We start from the raw sequence: 17,326 nt of genomic DNA, 5'->3' as shown, positions 1-17,326 counted from the left end.
CGGGGTAACGTATTTACACCGCGCAACGTCAGCGTGACCAATCTTCCTCAAGGAGTCACCCGAATGGGTAAAGTTTTGCATGCCATTGGCGCGTTTAGCGCGCGCCGGGCCTGGGCCGTCATCGTGGCTTGGATCATCCTGCTGGTGGGTGTCGGCGCAGCCGCCGCCGCGTTCCAGGAACCGACCGACGATACGTTCAGCATCCCTGGTACCCAGTCCATTGAGACGTACGAGAAGTACGGCGAGGAGTTCCCTGGGGCAGGTGGGGCAACCGCGCAGATTGTGATTGCTGCACCCGAGGGTGAGACCCTCGCCGACCCGGATGCGACGGCAGCCATTGGCGAGTCGGTCGCGGCGCTCAATGCGACCGACGATGTGACCGGTGCGACGGACCCCTTCCAGTCGATGGCCGTTGCACCTGACGGCAGCGTCGCGTACATCTCGGTGAGTTACGCGGAGGACGCGGGACAGCTGCCCGACGGTGCCCTCGACAACGCCACTGAGGCTGCTCAGCCGATGGTCGACGCCGGACTCCAGGTCGAGTACGCGGGCACCGCATTCACTCCGCAGGCACCTACGGGCGGCGCCGGTGAGGTCATCGGAATGCTCGTCGCAATCGTGGTGCTGTACATCACTCTGCGAGCCGTCGTCGCGGCGGCGCTCCCATTCGTGACGGGCATCGCGGCCGTCGGTGTTGGCGTCGGTTCCGTCACCGCGCTGACCGGATTCGTCAGCCTGCCGTCCACCGCGACCGTGCTAGCGCTCATGCTTGGCCTCGCGGTTGGCATCGACTACTCCCTCTTCATCCTTGCGCGACACCGGTCGCAACTCCTCGAGGGCATGGAGAACAAGGAATCGATCGCCAAGGCCATCGGTACCTCGGGTGCCGCTGTGGTCTTCGCCGGCGCGACCGTCATCGTGGCTCTCGTGGCACTCTTCATGGCGAACATTCCGTTCCTCACGGCAATGGGTAACGCTGCCGCGGCAACCGTGGCACTCGCTGTCATTGCTGCGCTCACGCTGCTTCCCGCAGTGATGAGCCTCGCCGGTAACCGCATCCTTCCCAAGAAGATGCGTGCACAGGTCGAGGCGAGCCAGAACGGCACCGCCGAGCCTGTCGTGGCCGAGCCCAACACCAACCGCTGGGCCAGGTTCGTGACGAACCGTCCCGCGACTGTCCTGATCGCCGGGATCGTAGGTCTGGGAATCATCGCGATACCTGCCGCCGACTTGCGCCTCGGACTCCCGTCGGCCGCCTCGCAGCCCGAGGAGAGCACCGGCTACAAGGCGTACGAACTGCTTGCCGACGGCTTTGGGCCCGGCTTCAACGGGCCGATTTTGGTCCTCGCGGAGACGGACGATGCTGCGGACGGTCCCGCGAACGTCGCGGCCATCGGTGAGGACTTCGCCGAGATCGACAACGTTGCCTTCGTGTCGCCTCCCGTACCCAACGCGGACGGCAGCGCCTACCTGTTCCAGATCATTCCGACCACGGCACCTGATAGCGCAGAAACCGAGCAGGTCGTCCACGACATTCGCGAAGTTGAAGCGTCGGGAGACGTCACCTTTGGAGTGACCGGTGAGACCGCCATTCAGATCGACGTCTCGGAAGGTATCTCGGCAGCACTGCCCGGTTACCTCGCGGTGGTCATCGGCCTGGCGCTGATCCTGCTGCTGATCGTCTTCCGCTCCATCCTGATCCCGATCAAGGCGCTGCTGGGCTTCCTGCTCACGCTCGCCGCGACCACCGGAATGCTGGTCGCAGTGTTCCAATGGGGCTGGCTGTCAGGATTGTTCGGCGTCGAATACACCGGACCCATCGTGGCCTTCCTGCCCATCATCGGTATTGGAATCACCTTCGGTCTATCCATGGACTACGAGGTCTTCCTGGTGAGCCGCATGCGTGAGGAGCACCTGAGTGGCCGTGGCGCCAAGGAGTCCATCATCAGGGGCTACTCACACACCGCTCGTGTAGTGGTGGCCGCTGCGCTCATCATGGGCTCCGTGTTCTTCGGGTTCATGCTCGACGACGACGTGATCATCAAGTCGATCGGCTTTGCGCTCGCGTTCGCTGTGCTGTTCGACGCGTTCGTGGTCCGCATGACCCTGGTTCCGGCAGCAATGGCCCTCATGGGCAACGCCGCGTGGTGGATGCCCAAGTGGCTCCAGAAGATCGTGCCGGAGATCCACCTCGAGGGAGACCCCGAGGACCGCAAGGTGATCGACGTCGAGCCTTCGAAGGACGACAAGGTCGACGCGGGCTCGCGCTAGCCGCTCGACATACGTCAAACGGTGGGGCCGGGGTGCACATGCACCCCGGCCCCACTGCGTTTCGCCGTGCCGCATCGGTATTCCGTGGCGCTGCAGATCCTCAACCGTCCCACCCGCTCGCGCCTGCATCACGCCTACGCTTCCCGCCTGCTCGCCCCCCCGACCTGCTCGCCCCCCCGACCTGTTCGCCCCCCCCACTATCACGCCTACCCCCTCCCGCCTCTGTCCCCTCGTGAAGGACGTCGTCACGCAAGCCCTTCATGAGGGGGCCACGGTCCGTGAATGAAGGACAACAATGAGCACGTCCTTCAGGAGGGGACGCCGCGAAATGGGGGGAGAGCCTCCATGTCGCCCCCTCGCCTGGCCTCCCGATATGTTGGTGGGCATAAGAGTGTCGGTGCAGATAGTGATGGAGTGAGCACATGAAGGCCATGATTCTGAAGGAGTTCCGGGAGCTTCGCCGGGACAAGCGCACCATGGCGATGCTCATCGCCCTACCGATCCTGCTCCTAGTGATCTTTGGCTACGCGGCGAACTTCACGATCGACGACATCAGCACCAGGGTGGTGGGCCCCGGTTCCGAACAGGTCACAGCGCAGTTGCCGGACCTCTTTGACGTGGACGCTGACGCCGCGGCCGCAGCCCAGGACACCGACGGCGACACGCAAACGGCCCTGGACCTCGTGCGCGATAACAAGGCGGATGTCGCCATCGACACGACCACGTCGCCTCCCACCGCGTACATCGACGGCTCCAACTTGTTCTCGGCCCAGACCGCCAAGGGCGCCCTCGCGCAGATGCCCGACGGCGCCGTGACGATCGACGTCCTCTACAACCCCGACCTCACCACCGCCTGGGTCATGGTTCCGGCGCTCATTGGGCTGATCCTGACGTTCATCGGCACCATCATCACCAGCATTGGGCTAGTGCGCGAGCGTCAGAACGGCACGCTCGAACAACTCGCCGTGATGCCACTCAAGCCCTCGGACGTGATTGTCGGCAAGATCGCGCCGTACTTCATCCTGGCAGCGCTCGACATGATCATCGTGACGCTATTGGGCGTGTGGATCTTCGACGTCCCATTCAACGGCAACGTCGCGCTGTTCGGCTTTGGCGGCGCGATCTTCCTGTTCGTGGTGCTGGGATTGGGCGTCTTGATCTCGACCGCCTCGCAGACTCAGGCGCAGGCCATCCAAGTGGCGATGATGATTCTGTTGCCGCAGATCCTGCTGTCGGGCTTCATCTTTCCGCTATCCGCCATGCCCGCGGCAATCTCCTGGATCGGCTATATCCTGCCGCTGACCTACTGGGTCAACATCTCGCAGGGCATCTTGCTCCGCGGCGCCGACCTCGCCTCGCTCTGGCCGTCCTTCGCGGTGCTTGCTGTCATGGCGGTGGTCATCTTCACCGCAGCAGTGCTGCGATTCCGCCGTGACCTCGCGCCCAGTTCGCGCCGCAAGTCTCAGAAGTCAAGCAAGGCGGGCAACTAGTGTCCGCCTGGGGAGCCCGCGAGCTCACCGTCACTTACGGCGACACGGTGGCGCTGACAAACGTGAGCGTAGATGTGCGCGAGGGCGAGGTGCTGGCCGTCGTGGGCGGCGACGGCGCCGGCAAGACCACCCTGCTGCGCGCTCTCGCTGGTGCCGTTCCCGCCGCGGAAGGCGAGGTCAACGCACCGTCTCTGGGCAGCATCGGCTTCATGCCTACTGCCGCGGGGGTCTGGCGCGACCTATCGGTCGACCAAAACATCGACTTCGTGGCCTCTGCGCAAGGCGTGACCGGCGCGACGCTTGCCGAGCGCCGCGAGCAGTTGCTCGCGGACACGGGACTCGAGGGCGCGACCAAGCGTCTGGCCGGTCAGCTTTCCGGCGGCATGCGGCAGAAGCTGGCCTTCGCGCTGGCCATGATTCATCGTCCGCCGATGCTGATTCTGGATGAGCCCTCCACCGGCGTCGACCCCGTCAGCCGCGTTGACCTGTGGCGCATGATTTCGCAGGCCGCCGTGGACGGCGCCGCCATCATCATGGCCACGACGTATCTGGACGAGGCGGAGCGGGCGTCGCGCGTCCTCGTGCTCGACGGCGGCGAGATTTTGCTCGCCGGAACGCCTGCCGATGTCATGGCAAACGTCCCCGGCCACGTCGCCGATGCTGGGCAGACGACGGACCGCGCGCGGTCCTGGCGGCGCGGCAGCCGGTTCAAGACGTGGTCGCCCGACGAGCCCGTCGAGGGAGTTGCCCGCGCGGACGATCTCGAGGACGCCGTGATCGCTGCCACGCTGGCGAAGGAGACGAGCAATGCCTGAGCCTCTCATGTCGGCACGCGGTGTCACCCGCAGGTTCGGCGACTTTACGGCCGTGGACAACGTCTCGCTCGAGGTCGCCCCCGGGGAGGTCGTCGGTCTGCTCGGCGCCAACGGCGCGGGCAAGACCACGCTGATCCGCATGATCTTGGGGCTGCTGATTCCCACCGAGGGTGACCTGTCGCTGTTTGGTCAGGCCCCGTCGAGGGAGACGCGGGCGCGGCTGGGTTACGTTTCACAGGGTCTGGGGCTGTGGGACGACCTGACGGTCACCGAGAACCTCGCGTTTGTGGACGGCGCTTTCGGTTCGGCACAAACCCCGGTGCCCGACTCGTTGCGTGGCGCAGGCGACTCACTGGTGGTCGGCATCGGGCTCGGAGGGCAGCGCCAGCTGGCCTTTGCCGCGGCGCTCGGGCACAAACCGGAGTTGCTGGTGCTCGACGAGCCCACCTCGGGCGTCGACCCGCTCGCCCGAGCCAGACTGTGGGACACCGTCCGCGACCAGGCGGACGCAGGAGTGGGCGCGCTGGTCACCACGCACTATATGCAAGAGGCGGAACGCTGCGACCGGCTGATGCTGATGTCGCGAGGCGTGGCCGTGGCGCAGGGCACCGTCAAGGACATCGTGGGGAACACCACCGCCACCGAAGTGCGTACTCAGCACTGGCAGCAGGCCTTTACCGCGCTGAACGATGCGAACATCCTGGTCGCGCTCGCGGGCACACACGTGCGGGCAGTAGATGCGTCGGAGGACGACGTGCGCGCCGCACTCGGCGAAGCCGGCGTGAAGGCGGACCTCGTGCCGATGCAGGCAACGCTCGACGAGGCCATGGTGGCGCGCGAACGAGCAACCGCCTGAGACGTCCGGCGCACGCCAGGGCCCGTCGCGCCTGACCCGACCGCGGCATCGGCGAGGCAGAATGGCGGGATGAGTCTCACCGATCGATTTCACAAGATGCCCAATGCCTGGCAGGCGATTCTCCCCGGCGCGCTCCTGCTCTTGGTGGGCGGGGCGGCCTTCGCGGCGATCCTCGATTCCGTGCTCGAGGGCAACGACATCGAAACGTGGGACCAGCCGATGCTCGACTGGATGGTATCGATCCGCACCCCGTGGCTCACGGACGTGATGACGTTCGTCACCAACATGTTCGGGCCGGTCATCCTGCCCATCATCGTCGCGGTCGCGTGTGCAATTTGGGGAATTGTCACGCGAAGGTGGCGCGACCCCATCCTTCTGGCGAGTGCCATGGTGATGTCCACCGTGCTGTCCACGGTCATCAAGCTCGTGGTGCAGCGCCCGCGGCCCGAGGAGGACCTGCAGGTCGTCCCAGGTTTCGAGACATCCTTCTCCTTCCCCTCGGGGCACACCACCGGGGCGTCGACCCTGGTGCTCGTCGCGGGCTACCTGCTGTGGCGTGAGCGCCGAAGTAAGACGATGCTCGCCGTATGGATGGTCGCGTCGGTGTTCATCATCGGACTCGTGGGCGCGAGCCGCCTGTATCTGGGATACCACTTCCTGAGCGACGTGCTGGCAGGAGCCTGCCTGGGGCTTGTGACTCTGGGGCTGGTGGTCACCGCCTCCCGGCTGCTCGACCTGCGTGCCGGACGAGATCCGGGCCGCCCTGATGAGGGCGACCCGGCGCTCGAGGGCACCAAAGACGCGGTGACTTAGGCCGCGCGCTCGCGAACCACGGTGGCGATGTCTACCTTCTTGACGGCCCGAGCCGCGGGAATTTGCGAGATCAATGCAGCGGCCAAAACGCCGAGTGCCGCCGCGGGCAGGACCCACCACGACCACATGAGGTCGAGCTGGAACAGGTCGTTGTTGAAGGTGTTCAGGAACTGCTGAGCCGCGACCGCACCCAGCCACAGGCCGAGCGGGATGGCGATGATGGTCGCCAGCAGGCTCTCCACCGCGATCGCGCCGGCCACCTTGCGCACCGGTGCGCCTGCCGCGCGAAGCGTGGCGAGTTCGCCCGTACGCTCGACCACGTTGACGGCCATCGTCACGTACATCACGGCGAACGCGAGGATCGCGCCCAGCAGGATCATGATGCCGATGAAGGCCCAGAACAGACCCAGGTAGTCGTCGATCGTGGAGATGATGGCGCGCGTGTCCTGGTAGGCCACCACCCCGTCGAGCTGCGTGATGGTCTGGCGCATCTCGTCGCGGTTCACGCCCTCGTCGAAGGAGAGCGCGTACGCCTCCGCACTGGTCTCCGGCAGGATCGTGGCCGCCGCGTCGTTGGTCGTGTAGACCGACGTGCCGATGGGCTCGTCGAGGAAGCCCGCGATGGTCACGTCGGTGTCGCCAGCATCGGTGGACAGGGTGATCGAGTCGCCCACGCCAACATCGAGCAGGTCGATGACGGCTTGGCCGATCAGCACGCCATCGGTCGGCAGGTCAATGAACGAGCCGTCCTGTGAACGGAAGCCGTGCATGGTGGTGTCCGGCTCGTAGCCATGCAGCAGCGTGGCGTAACTATCGTCGTCCGCCACGATGGTGACTTGGCCCAGCGTGGTCGGCTCCACGGCGGAGACACCGTCGACATCGGCGAGGGCATCGTCCACGCCCGCACCCTTCTGGGCGGCCACGGTTGCGTCCTCGAGGTTGATCTCCGTGTACTGGAGGTTCACCGCCTGGACAATCGACGTCATCATTCCCGATGAGGCGAGCACCAGGATTAGCGCGAGCACCGTTCCGAGCATGGTCGCGAAGGTGCGCTTGCGGCTGCGGACGATGTCGCGTAGCGCCATGCGGGCGGAGACCGGCAGCCAGTCCAAGCGGGCAACCATGCGGCTCCACGCTCCCGGAGGCTTGGACGAGCCTGCCGCGCGCATGGCGGCCGCCGGCGCGGTCCGGGAGGCGGTAATGGCGGGCCCGAGCGCGCCCAGGATGCCCACCACGATTCCGAACGCGAGCCCGATGGCGATCATCCACGGGTAGTTGTGGATCACCGTGTCAGGCACGCCAACAAACCCGGTGTACGCCGTGGTGACGGCGCGGTTGGCGAGCATGCCGAGCGCGACGCCCAGCACCGAGCCGATGGCACCGATCACGATGCCCTGGCCCAGGTAGTGGCGCAACACTCGGCCACGGCGAGCGCCGGATGCCATGAGTGTGCCGATGATGGGCCGCTCCTGGATGATGCGGCGCGCGAGCAGGACCCACGACGCCACTCCGGCGGCGATCATGAATAGCGCGGGGAAGGCCTTGGACATCTCGTCGAACCCGTCGAGGTCCTCGCTCAGCGTGGCGTTGGACGCCTGGTCCTCCCACGGCGTGATGGCCGTGGCGCCGGCATCTCGCATCGCCTGCTCGACGGCGTCGCCATCGTCGTCCGATGCATCGGCTGGCATGAGCGCGAGGGCCTGGTTGGGCCCCTCGCCAAACCACTGCTCCGCCATGTCCTCCGGCGCGTAGACCACCGCGAAGGAGTGCGGGTCGCTCATGATGTCTTGGCGGCTGCGCGCGGCCCACAGGTACTCGGGGGAGTCCACGACGCCCTGGACGGTGACCGTCTCCCAGCCGTCGAGGCCGAAGATCTGGAGGGTGTCTCCCGGTCCCACATCGAAGGTCTCGGCGGCGTGAGTCTCGAGCAGCACCTGGTCAGTGGCGCCATCGTCAAAGTAGTCGCCGTCGATGACGTCCACGTCGTCGATGGCGGGGTGCGCGTCGGTGGGCATTCCCACCACTCGACCCAGGAGCTTAGTGTCCTCGATCAGCATCGGCGGATCGATTTGCAGCCGGGTGATGGCATCCGATGCGCCGGCATCCGTGGCGGCCGTCGCGACGTCCGCGGGGTCCCCGCCGGTGGCGACGTAGTCAGCGAACGCAAGGCGATCGTAGGTCTCTTGGTAGGAGGCGCTGAGGTTCTGATATGCCCCAGCGGTGGCGATGTAGACCATCACGCCGAGCATGATGGTGACCGCGACGGCCGCGACTTGACGCCATTGGCGCTTGAGGTCGCGGATCGACTTGTGTGTGGTGGCGCGCATCGGGCGTTACCAGGTCACGTCGGCGGCATCGGCCGGGTTGTCGTTGACGGTGGAGGACTCGATGGTGCCGTCCACCACCGTGATGACCCGGTCCGCGATCTGGGCGACGGAGACGTTGTGGGTGACGATGATGACGGTGCGTCCCTCACGATGCAGGTTCTGGAGCAGGCCGAGGATCTGGCGGCCGGTGGGTAGGTCCAGAGCGCCGGTGGGCTCGTCGGCGAGCAGAATGTCGGGGTCGGTGGCGAGTGCGCGGGCGACCGCTACACGCTGCTGCTGGCCGCCACTGAGCTGGGCCGGGAAGTTGTCCATCCGGTCGCCCAGGTCCACGGACTTGAGGAGGTCGGGCACTTTCGCTTTGTCGCCCTTGCCCGTCATCTCCACGATGACCTCGACGTTCTCGCGCGCCGTGAGGGTGGGGATGAGGTTGAAGAACTGGAAGATGAAGCCCACGTGGTCGCGACGGAAGGTATCCAACGTGCCCGGGTTGCGGCCCTCGATCTCCTCGCCCGCCACCTGAACGGTGCCGTCGGTCGCTGCGTCAATACCGCCGATGATGTTGCACAGGGTGGTCTTGCCCGAGCCCGAGGGGCCGATCACCACGACGAGCTCTCCCGAGCGGATCTCAAGGTCGATGCCCTTGAGGGCGTGCACGGCGGCGTCGCCGGTGCCGAAGACGCGCGTCACTCCCTTGAGACTCACTCCTCGGTTGGTCGCGACAGGGGTGTCAGTGGTGGTCATGGGGATTCCTTTCTGAAGACGCCGGTGGTGTAAGCGTCCATGGCGTCGGCGACCCAGCGTTCTAGGCCATCGGGGGAGAGTGGGTCGGTGCCGAGCACGTCGGCGAGGTGGTCCTGGAGCAGGATCATAGAGAGGTCATTGGCCATGAGAAAAGCGGCGCGCACGTCGGGGTCGGCACTAGGCTCCATGGCGCCCGTGGCAGTGGCCTGGTCGACGTACCGGCGAGTGAGTTCGAACCACTGACGGATGAGTCGTCGCCCAGCGGGGTCGCCGCTCAGGATTAGGCGGCGGAGGTAGGCGGGGATGGGCGATGCCGCAGGCGTGGCCGCGAGGAGCACGTCGATCATGCTCACGGCTGTGTCCTGCGTGACGGCATCGATCGGCATGTCGAGAACCGCGTCAAATATGCCCGCCACATACTCGTCGGCTGCGTCGCGCAGTCCCTGCTTGGAGCCGTAGTGATGCAAGATCAGCGCGGGCGAGACCTGGGCGCAGGCGGCAATGTCGCGCACCGTCACGGCGTCGGTGCCCGATGCCGCGAACAGTTTGAGAGCGCACTCGAGGATGTGGTCGCGTGCCGTGGCAGCCGGCTGGGGATCAGCCGCTGAGATGGCGCTGGGGTCGGTCACGCCACCACCGTACTGAACAAGCGTTCAGCCCGTCAATCGCAGCATTTCCACCCAGGCGCAACGTGGGGGTCGCCGATGCGCACTTCGGCGACCCCCACGTTGCACCCCGTAAGCGGTGGGGTGTTGGTTCTAGTCCTCGTCGGCCTTTCCGGAGTCCAGACCCTCGGAGATCGCGTCCATCACAGACGAGTCAGCCAATGTCGTCACGTCGCCCACAGGACGATGCTCGGCTACGTCGCGCAGCAGGCGCCGCATGATCTTGCCTGAGCGAGTCTTGGGCACCTCGCTCACCACCAGGATGGAGCGCGGCTTCGCCAGGGCACCAATCTCCTTGGTGACTTGCTTGCGCAGCTCGACCGCAACCTCGTGGCCAGAAGCGTCGACGCCAGCGGCGTCCGAACGCACCACCACAAAGGCCACCACGGCCTGGCCGGTGGTCTCGTCCGTGGCGCCCACGACCGCAGCCTCCGCGACCCATGGGTGCGACACGAGCGCGTGCTCGATCTCAGTGGTGGACAGTCGGTGTCCCGAGACGTTCATCACGTCGTCCACGCGGCCCATCAGCCAGATGTCGCCGTCCGCGTCGTTCTTGGCACCATCGCCAGCAAAGTACATGCCAGGGAAGCGCTCCCAGTAGGTCTTCTCGTAGCGCTCGCGGTCGTTCCAGATGCCGCGCAGCATGGACGGCCAGGGCTCGCGGACCACGAGGTAGCCACCCTTGCCAGGACCCACCGACTCGCCGGCATCGTCCACCACATCGACGGCGATTCCGGGGACTGCGCGCTGTGCGGAGCCGGGCTTGGCGGCCGTCACGCCGGGCAGCGGGGAGATCATGATGGCACCGGTCTCCGACTGCCACCACGTGTCGACCACAGGGCAGCGGTCTCCACCGATGACCCGGCGGTACCACATCCAGGCCTCGGGGTTGATGGGTTCACCCACAGAGCCGAGCAGGCGCAGCGAGCTGAGATCGAACTTGTTGGGGATCGCCTCGCCCCACTTCATGAACGTGCGGATCGCCGTAGGCGCGGTGTACAGGATGGTGACGCCGTACTTCTGGACGATCTCCCACCAGCGGCCCTCGTGCGGGGCGTTCGGCACGCCTTCGTAGAGCACCTGGGTGGCGCCGTTGATCATGGGGCCGTAGACCACATACGAGTGGCCGGTGATCCAGCCCACGTCCGCGGTGCACCAGTAGACGTCCGTCTCCGGCTTGATGTCGAACACTGCCTTGTGCGTGTAGGCCGCGCCGGTCAGATAGCCGCCCGTGGTGTGGAACAGGCCCTTCGGCTTACCGGTAGTGCCGGAGGTGTACATGATGAAGAGCGGGTGCTCGGCATCGACCATCACGGGCTCGTGGGTCTCCGATGCGGGATCCACCACGTCGTGCCACCACACGTCCAGTTCGTCGTTCCAGGCCGTCTCTTGCTTGGTGCGCTGCACCGTGAGGACGTGCTTGACGGACGCGCAGGCCTCGGGGTGGTGCTCACTGGGCGCGAGGGCCTCGTCGACCAAGGGCTTGAGCCCAAAGGCGTTGCCGCGGCGGAAGCCGCCATCGGCCGTAATGACTAGCGAGCACTCGGCATCGTCGATGCGTTGGCGCAGACTCTCCGCGCTGAACCCGCCAAAGACGACGGAGTGAATCGCGCCGATGCGCGCGCAGGCCAGCATGGAGATGACGGCCTCGGGGATCTGGGGAAGGTAGATGGCGATCCGGTCGCCCTTGGTTACTCCCAGGGAGAGCAGTCCGTTGGCGGCCTTGGAGACCTCGCGCTGCATGTCCGCGTACGTGAAGGTCTGAGTGTCGCCGGGCTCTCCCTCGAAGTGGAAGGCGACGCGATCGCCGCGGCCCTCGCGCACATGCCGGTCCACGGCGTTGTCGCAGGCATTCAGGGTGCCGTCAGCAAACCAGCGCGCCACGGGGGCGTCCGACCAGTCCAGGGTTTCGGTGAAGGGCTTGTCCCAGTGGAGTTCGCGGGCTTGCTCGGCCCAGAACTCAGGGAGGTCCGCGGAGGCGCGCTCGTACAGCTCGGAAGTCGCGTTTGCCTGTGCGGCGAATTCGGGAGACGGCGGGAAGGACCGCGTCTCGGTGTGCAGGTTCTCTAAGGTGTGGGCTTCGTTGACCATTTCGCCAGCATAGTTTGTTAGGACTCCTTCCGTTTACCAATGTTGCGAAATTGTCATGTGGTCTGCAGGAATGCCGCGCACGTGTCACGATGAGCACATGGCTAATGCAGAAGGTTTTGACTACAGGACCCGCTCAAACGGCGAGGTCGCCATCTTCCACCACGGCAAGATGTCCAAGCTCATGCGCGATGACGAGGCCAAGGCGTTTTTGAAGGCCGTCGAGGACGGCGACGCGCAGCAGGCAATGGCCGATGCCGTCGGCAACGATGGCCAGAACGCTCGCCCGGGCGGGGGGCCGCAGTCGCCCGACCAGTCGATGCACGGAAACGGCTCTGCTCACACCCCCACGGAGTTCCGCCGCAAGTCGATCTAGCGCCCCAGGCTCGCTGTACGCGAGCGCCTGCCGCGGCATCGGCGTTCCGCAACTTGCGTGCAATCTCGTAACGATTCGACGCGGGATCGCGACATTGGACTTGTGACGCTCGGTCACCGGGTAAGTTGCCTCACGTGAGTGCAACGACGGTCTCAAGAGTTTCCGACGCGACGCCCGAGGGCAACGCCACGTTCAACCACCGCATCTCCGGCGCGGACGGTCTGCGTGCCCTGGCCGCCCTGTGGGTCGTGATGAGCCATGTCTATCAGCGGCTGACCATCGCCAATCTCCCCGACTGGTTGCTGGACTTCAAGCTCGTGATGATGAAGGGATCCTTTGGGGTCTCGATCTTCTTTGTGCTGTCCGGCATGCTGCTGAGCTTCCCGTTCTGGAACGCGTACCTTGCCGGGAAGCCGATGCCGCGGTTGGGTCACTACGCCCGCCGCCGATTCGCTCGGATCGCCCCGGGTTTCTACGCCAGCCTTGCCGTGAGCTTTGCGGTGGGCCTGTACCTGGTGCCCGACACCCCGTACGCGATCTGGCGGCTCATCTCGGGCTTCACGTTCACGTCCGGCTTGTCGTGGATCACGTTGTTCCCCGTCGAGGTCAATGGGCCGCTGTGGTCCATCGGCTTTGAGGTGGTCAGCTATGTTCTGATGCCGCTCGCGATGCTCGGCATGTTCCTGCTCGGCCGGCGCAAGGGGTGGCGCGGCAAGCGCATCGGCATCGGCTACTGGGTGCTGATGCTAGGCGTCGTCATCGCGGTGAACCAGTGGCTCGTCACGAACCTCACCACCCCCGACGAGTACAAGGGCTGGGACAAGGGAAACATCGGTGGCGCGGCCGTGTGGTGGCCCGACTACAACCCGGTGGCGCTGTTCGCGCACTTCCTGATCGGCATCATGGTGGCCGCGGTGATCGTCATGTGGCGCCGCCGGTTCGGGATGCTGCGCACGTGGTGGTGGGACGTGGTCGCACTCGCCGGTCTGGCCGGCGCCTTCTGGCTCGTCTGGGTCAACCGCGAGCCACCGGAGCCCGACCACACCACCAACGTCCAGGGCCAGCCGTACCTGTGGCCCTGGTTCGCGGTGCTCATCGGCGTTGCTCTCATTGGCCTCGCACACTCCACGTTCCTGCACCGGGTGGTCGACAACCGCTTCGCGCGCTACACCGCGATGGTCAGCTTTGGCATCTACATCTGGCACTACCTGATCCTGCACCTGGTGTCGTTTCTGACGGACGGTCAGTTCGTTTACGGCGGGATCCTGAATCCAGTCAAGCACGCATGGCTGACTGTCGCCGTGCTGCTGATGTCCTACGCGGTGGCCAGCGCGAGTTGGTACCTGGTGGAAAAGCCCATTCTCAGATCGAGGTGGGCGACCAAGCCGGCCAAGCCGCGTCGCTAGTCAACCGTGAGGCTGTACGCGTCGGAGACCGCCTCGTCGGGGTCGCCCTCGACGATGTATGAGACGGGAACATCCCGGCGTAGCAGCTCGAGCAGCACGTTGACGGGCACGTCGCACTGAACCTCGGTGGGGTTGCCCTCGGCGTCGGTGAGGTTCTCGCAATACGGCGTCACCTCGGGGTTGTCCGCCAGTGCCGAGTACGCGATCGTGTACTGGAGTGTCGCGAGGCCGGAGATGCCCTCCTCGGAAAGCACGCGCGCGATGGCGGCGGGCTCGCCCAGGATCACGGGGGAGAGCATATAGATCTTGTATTCGCCGGCCGGGAGGTCCTTGTGTGCCTCCCTGAAGGCCGCTGCCTTCTCCTGCGCGGCGGCGATCTCGGCCTCCGTAGCCGTCGCCCAGTCGAGGTCGTCCCAGATGGCGCTGAGCTCGTCGGCCACGTCGCACAACTCGGCGCCGTTCATGCTTACCTTGCCCTGCGTATACGTGGTGTTGTTGGGCTCCGCGACGTAGTACTCGGGCACAAACTCGGCACCCCAGTCGGGGGAGACCACCACGTCGTCCCGGGTCACGACCACGGTGCCCTCGCCGGCAAGGAACGCGAGCGCCTCGTCGCCAGTGACACGGAAGCCGGGGTTCGCCTCCAGCGTCTCGACTCCTTCGTCGAGCATGATGGCGCCATCCACCCGGGCTTCGATGCCGTTGGCGATGTGACTCTCGGGCGAATAGGTCTCGCCGCATTGGGGGACCGAGTGAAGGTCGGCAACGGAGAAGTTGATTGCTCCCACGTCGAACGTGAGGCTGACGGTGTCGCCTTCCGTAGTCGCCGACGCCGAGGGTGACGGGGTAGAGACGGGGGCTGCGACAGTCTGAGAGTCCCGCCAGGCCTTCACTCCGAACCATCCCGCCGCCGCAGAAACGCACGCCACCAGAACCGCGGCCACGATGATCAGTGGCTTGGGCATGGCAACTCCTTAGGCATCGTGCAGATGGTCGCGACGGGCCCGCACCCGTACTGCGTTGAAGGCGAGGTTAACCCACTTTTGTTGCGGGCTTTTTACGCCGCACGGGGCGGTCAGGACTTACGCCTAGTAATCGGTTGTTATGGGTCTGAAAGTTGGTCGCGGTGCCGCGGCGTGGGGCCCGCGAAAAGGTTGAATGGCACCGCGCTGCTGAGCGTGCGCGAACGAGCCATTCACTCGCATGGGACTAGTTCGAGGGGAGCTGTTGGATGTCGAGCAGCTGATGGGTGTGTGGTGCGGCTGGCGCGCCGGTGGCGGTCAGTGAGATGTTGCCGTCCAGAATGGCTGAGTCAATGTTCCCCGTGTCTTGGTCGAAACCGTCGCACAATTCCACGTTACTCAGCACTAGGTCAACAATCGTGGGTCCGTCGTAGCGGTCGTAGGACACGGTGTTTCCACCCGCAATCGAAGCATCGGCCACCCCTACGATCTTCTGGTTTCCTGGGCGCTCTCGAAAGTAGTTGTAGTCCTCGGTCACTCCGGCCACGAGCCATGCTTTGGCGCCGTACTCGAGGTCGATTTCGCCGGTGCCCTTATGTGAGGCGAGCAACGTGATGTTGAAGGCGTTGAACGCCCCCTTTCCCAAGCCAAGCGAGGAGGGGACCTTTCCTGTCGCCACGACTTGAGGCGCTGGGGTGGTGTAGTCGAACGTGACGCCGCATTCGATGGTGTCCGACGCGGTCAGTGGTTTGGAGACGTAGCCAAGGTGATCGGGCTCGATGAAGGGCTCCGGCACCGTCAGGGCCACGGGGTCGCCAATCACGGTCACGTCTAGGGTCTCAGTCAGTTGGGAAGGTTCGTAGGGGAGCGTGACGGTGCCGGCTTGCACGTCCACGATGGCGGTGCCGGTGACGTCGCCCAGGCACGCTCGGGGAACGTTGTTCTGGGTGACAGCTTGTTCGCAGTCCCACGACCCTGGTCGGTAGACGGCCGTTGCCTCATTGGTGGGGTTCTCGGCCACGTAGATGCCCTTCTTGTACAGGTACTTCAGTGCGGCGGCTTCCTCACTCGCCCACACGTGGGCCATCGGCATGACCTGGTACTCGCCGGGGTTCAGAAAACGCCAGTCGTCATCGGGGAAGGCGGCCTTGCTGACCTCTGGGCAGAACGGGCCGATGGGCATCAGTGAAGCGCCGCCGTAGAACGTCTCGAAGTCGTTGTATGTCCAGTACGGCTGGCTGACCTGCGAGATGAATCGCCCCGCGATCTTCCCGTCCTTGATGAGGAGAAGGGTGACCGGATCCTGTTGAACCGGCAGCGGCACCATCGAGTCGTACGTGGTCCAGGTATCGACGGCGGCGCCCTGCCCGGTCTGCAGGGCATCCGTGGCGATGGTGAGTGGGGGAGGCTCGGCGATGGCGACCCCGAAGTGCTCCACGGTGCCGGTGGGCTCCGGCGCTGGCGCACCACATTCCACGTCCGCCGTTTGAGACTGGTACGGAGGGCCGCCGTTGATCGGAATCGTCGCGTTGGCCAGGGGCACCGTGAGGTCCTCGGTAGCCGTAGGAGAAGGGGTCGGGGTGAAGGCGAGTGAGCCCTCGGGCGACCCGTTGACGAAACCGACCCCCGCGATCCCTACCCCGACGCAACTCACCACCGCTATCACGCCCAACACCGAACCCGCACGTCGATGACGAGTCCGGGCGGCGGCAATCACTTCGACAGGCGCCTGGGAGGCATCGGCGCTCAGCGACATCTCAGCCTCGTACAGCAGGCCGTCGAGTCCGCGGGCGATGTTGTCCATCATGAGCGATCACTGCCCCCGGAGACCGCGACTGTGATGACATCCCCGCCGCCCACAAAATGGTCACGACTTGGCGGAGCGTCGCCAGTGGCGCCGGCCAGCGCGACACCGGCGCGGTGCAGCATGTCGACCGCTGAGTTGGGCGTGGTGCCGAGTCGATCCGCAACCTCGTCTGCGGAACAGCCATCGATCCACCAGGAGATCGCCGCGACCCGCTCCCACGGGCTCAAGCGTGCGAGCACGGGCCCCAAGGGTGACGACGTCGATGCCACGCCGATGCCGCGGTCGACGACGTCGTCGCTATCGTCCGGCTTGTCGGCGCCCGGCGAGGTGGTGCCGTGCGCGCTCACGTGGGTGGGCAGAGCGCTCTTTTCTTCCAGCCGGTCATCGTCCGGCTGGGGTGGTGCGAAGGCAGAAGCAGGGACGGCGGCGGTCGCCGGCGGAGCGTACGCAGCATCGGCCGATGCTGTGGCACGCGACCCCGAGGGGACGCCCGGTGCGGAGCTCGCCTTGGGATCCGTCCGATGCTTGTCCACGTAGCCGCGGGCGATTGCCTCGCGGATCGCAGTCTCACGCTCGCCCTCGGTGCGGGGTGCGCGCAGGGCACCCATGACCGCGACGATCGCGGTATTGGTGAGTTCGCGGACCTCGTCGAGGTGAGGCGAAAGCATGGCGGCATAACTCAGCAGCGCAGGGTAACGATCATGCGTGA

At 65.6% G+C, this 17,326-nt stretch carries 14 protein-coding genes; 7 read left to right on the top strand and 7 right to left on the bottom strand.

Annotated elements, in window-relative coordinates:
- The first annotated feature begins 63 nt into the window (after positions 1 to 63).
- The 5 genes from AOP73_RS02195 (at position 64) to AOP73_RS02175 (ending at position 6,245) form a co-directional block, all read left to right on the top strand.
- On the top strand, positions 64 to 2,271 hold the full coding sequence (locus tag AOP73_RS02195; RefSeq protein WP_061963003.1) for an MMPL family transporter: 2,208 nt from the start codon (positions 64 to 66) through the stop codon (positions 2,269 to 2,271).
- 422 nt (positions 2,272 to 2,693) lie between these two features.
- Complete coding sequence (locus AOP73_RS02190; protein WP_061963002.1) at positions 2,694 to 3,761, top strand: ABC transporter permease; 1,068 nt, start codon at positions 2,694 to 2,696, stop codon at positions 3,759 to 3,761.
- Positions 3,761 to 4,576, top strand: coding sequence for an ABC transporter ATP-binding protein (locus AOP73_RS02185; protein ID WP_061963001.1), 816 nt, complete (start codon positions 3,761 to 3,763; stop codon positions 4,574 to 4,576). Before AOP73_RS02190 ends, AOP73_RS02185 begins: the two co-directional genes overlap by 1 nt.
- Positions 4,569 to 5,432 carry an ABC transporter ATP-binding protein gene (locus tag AOP73_RS02180; protein WP_061963000.1) on the top strand — a complete coding sequence of 288 codons (864 nt, stop codon included), beginning with the start codon at positions 4,569 to 4,571 and terminating at the stop codon, positions 5,430 to 5,432. Before AOP73_RS02185 ends, AOP73_RS02180 begins: the two co-directional genes overlap by 8 nt.
- A gap of 69 nt (positions 5,433 to 5,501) precedes the next feature.
- A complete protein-coding gene (locus AOP73_RS02175; RefSeq protein WP_061962999.1) occupies positions 5,502 to 6,245 on the top strand; it encodes a phosphatase PAP2 family protein in 744 nt (247 codons plus the stop codon).
- Here the strand turns inward: AOP73_RS02175 and AOP73_RS02170 are convergent.
- The 4 genes from AOP73_RS02170 to acs all read right to left on the bottom strand — a co-directional run bounded on the left by AOP73_RS02170 (position 6,242) and on the right by acs (position 12,069).
- Entirely contained in the window at positions 6,242 to 8,572 is a 2,331-nt protein-coding gene (locus AOP73_RS02170) for an ABC transporter permease (protein ID WP_061962998.1), read from the bottom strand. The two genes, AOP73_RS02175 and AOP73_RS02170, sit on opposite strands and share 4 nt — an antisense overlap.
- Before the next feature lie 6 nt (positions 8,573 to 8,578).
- A complete protein-coding gene (locus AOP73_RS02165) occupies positions 8,579 to 9,313 on the bottom strand; it encodes an ABC transporter ATP-binding protein (RefSeq protein ID WP_061962997.1) in 735 nt (244 codons plus the stop codon).
- Positions 9,310 to 9,942 carry a TetR/AcrR family transcriptional regulator gene (locus AOP73_RS02160; protein WP_061962996.1) on the bottom strand — a complete coding sequence of 211 codons (633 nt, stop codon included), beginning with the start codon at positions 9,940 to 9,942 and terminating at the stop codon, positions 9,310 to 9,312. The genes AOP73_RS02165 and AOP73_RS02160 overlap by 4 nt, the downstream gene beginning before the upstream one ends.
- A 129-nt stretch (positions 9,943 to 10,071) precedes the next feature.
- Positions 10,072 to 12,069: an acetate--CoA ligase gene (gene acs, locus AOP73_RS02155; RefSeq protein ID WP_061962995.1), complete on the bottom strand. Its 1,998-nt coding sequence runs from the start codon at positions 12,067 to 12,069 to the stop codon at positions 10,072 to 10,074.
- Positions 12,070 to 12,166: 97 nt separating this feature from the next.
- Here acs and AOP73_RS02150 point away from each other — a divergent pair, with 97 nt between their 5' ends.
- Positions 12,167 to 12,442, top strand: a complete 276-nt coding sequence (locus AOP73_RS02150) for a hypothetical protein (RefSeq protein WP_061962994.1) — start codon at positions 12,167 to 12,169, stop codon at positions 12,440 to 12,442.
- Positions 12,443 to 12,576: 134 nt separating this feature from the next.
- On the top strand, positions 12,577 to 13,848 hold the full coding sequence (locus AOP73_RS02145; protein WP_084626496.1) for an acyltransferase family protein: 1,272 nt from the start codon (positions 12,577 to 12,579) through the stop codon (positions 13,846 to 13,848).
- On the opposite strand, the gene AOP73_RS02140 is transcribed toward AOP73_RS02145, so the two are convergent.
- The 3 genes from AOP73_RS02140 to AOP73_RS02130 all read right to left on the bottom strand — a co-directional run bounded on the left by AOP73_RS02140 (position 13,845) and on the right by AOP73_RS02130 (position 17,285).
- Positions 13,845 to 14,813, bottom strand: a complete 969-nt coding sequence (locus AOP73_RS02140; RefSeq protein ID WP_061962993.1) for a hypothetical protein — start codon at positions 14,811 to 14,813, stop codon at positions 13,845 to 13,847. The genes AOP73_RS02145 and AOP73_RS02140 overlap by 4 nt on opposite strands.
- A gap of 244 nt (positions 14,814 to 15,057) precedes the next feature.
- Entirely contained in the window at positions 15,058 to 16,617 is a 1,560-nt protein-coding gene (locus tag AOP73_RS02135; protein ID WP_061962992.1) for a hypothetical protein, read from the bottom strand.
- Positions 16,614 to 17,285: a sigma-70 RNA polymerase sigma factor region 4 domain-containing protein gene (locus tag AOP73_RS02130; RefSeq protein ID WP_061962991.1), complete on the bottom strand. Its 672-nt coding sequence runs from the start codon at positions 17,283 to 17,285 to the stop codon at positions 16,614 to 16,616. The genes AOP73_RS02135 and AOP73_RS02130 overlap by 4 nt, the downstream gene beginning before the upstream one ends.
- Positions 17,286 to 17,326 lie beyond the last annotated feature (41 nt).

It is taken from the genome of Demequina aurantiaca (genome assembly GCF_000975135.1).
In the GTDB taxonomy this organism is placed as follows: domain Bacteria; phylum Actinomycetota; class Actinomycetes; order Actinomycetales; family Demequinaceae; genus Demequina; species Demequina aurantiaca.
Note: the sequence above shows the minus strand (reverse complement) of the source record. Positions and strands in the feature narration are given on the sequence as shown.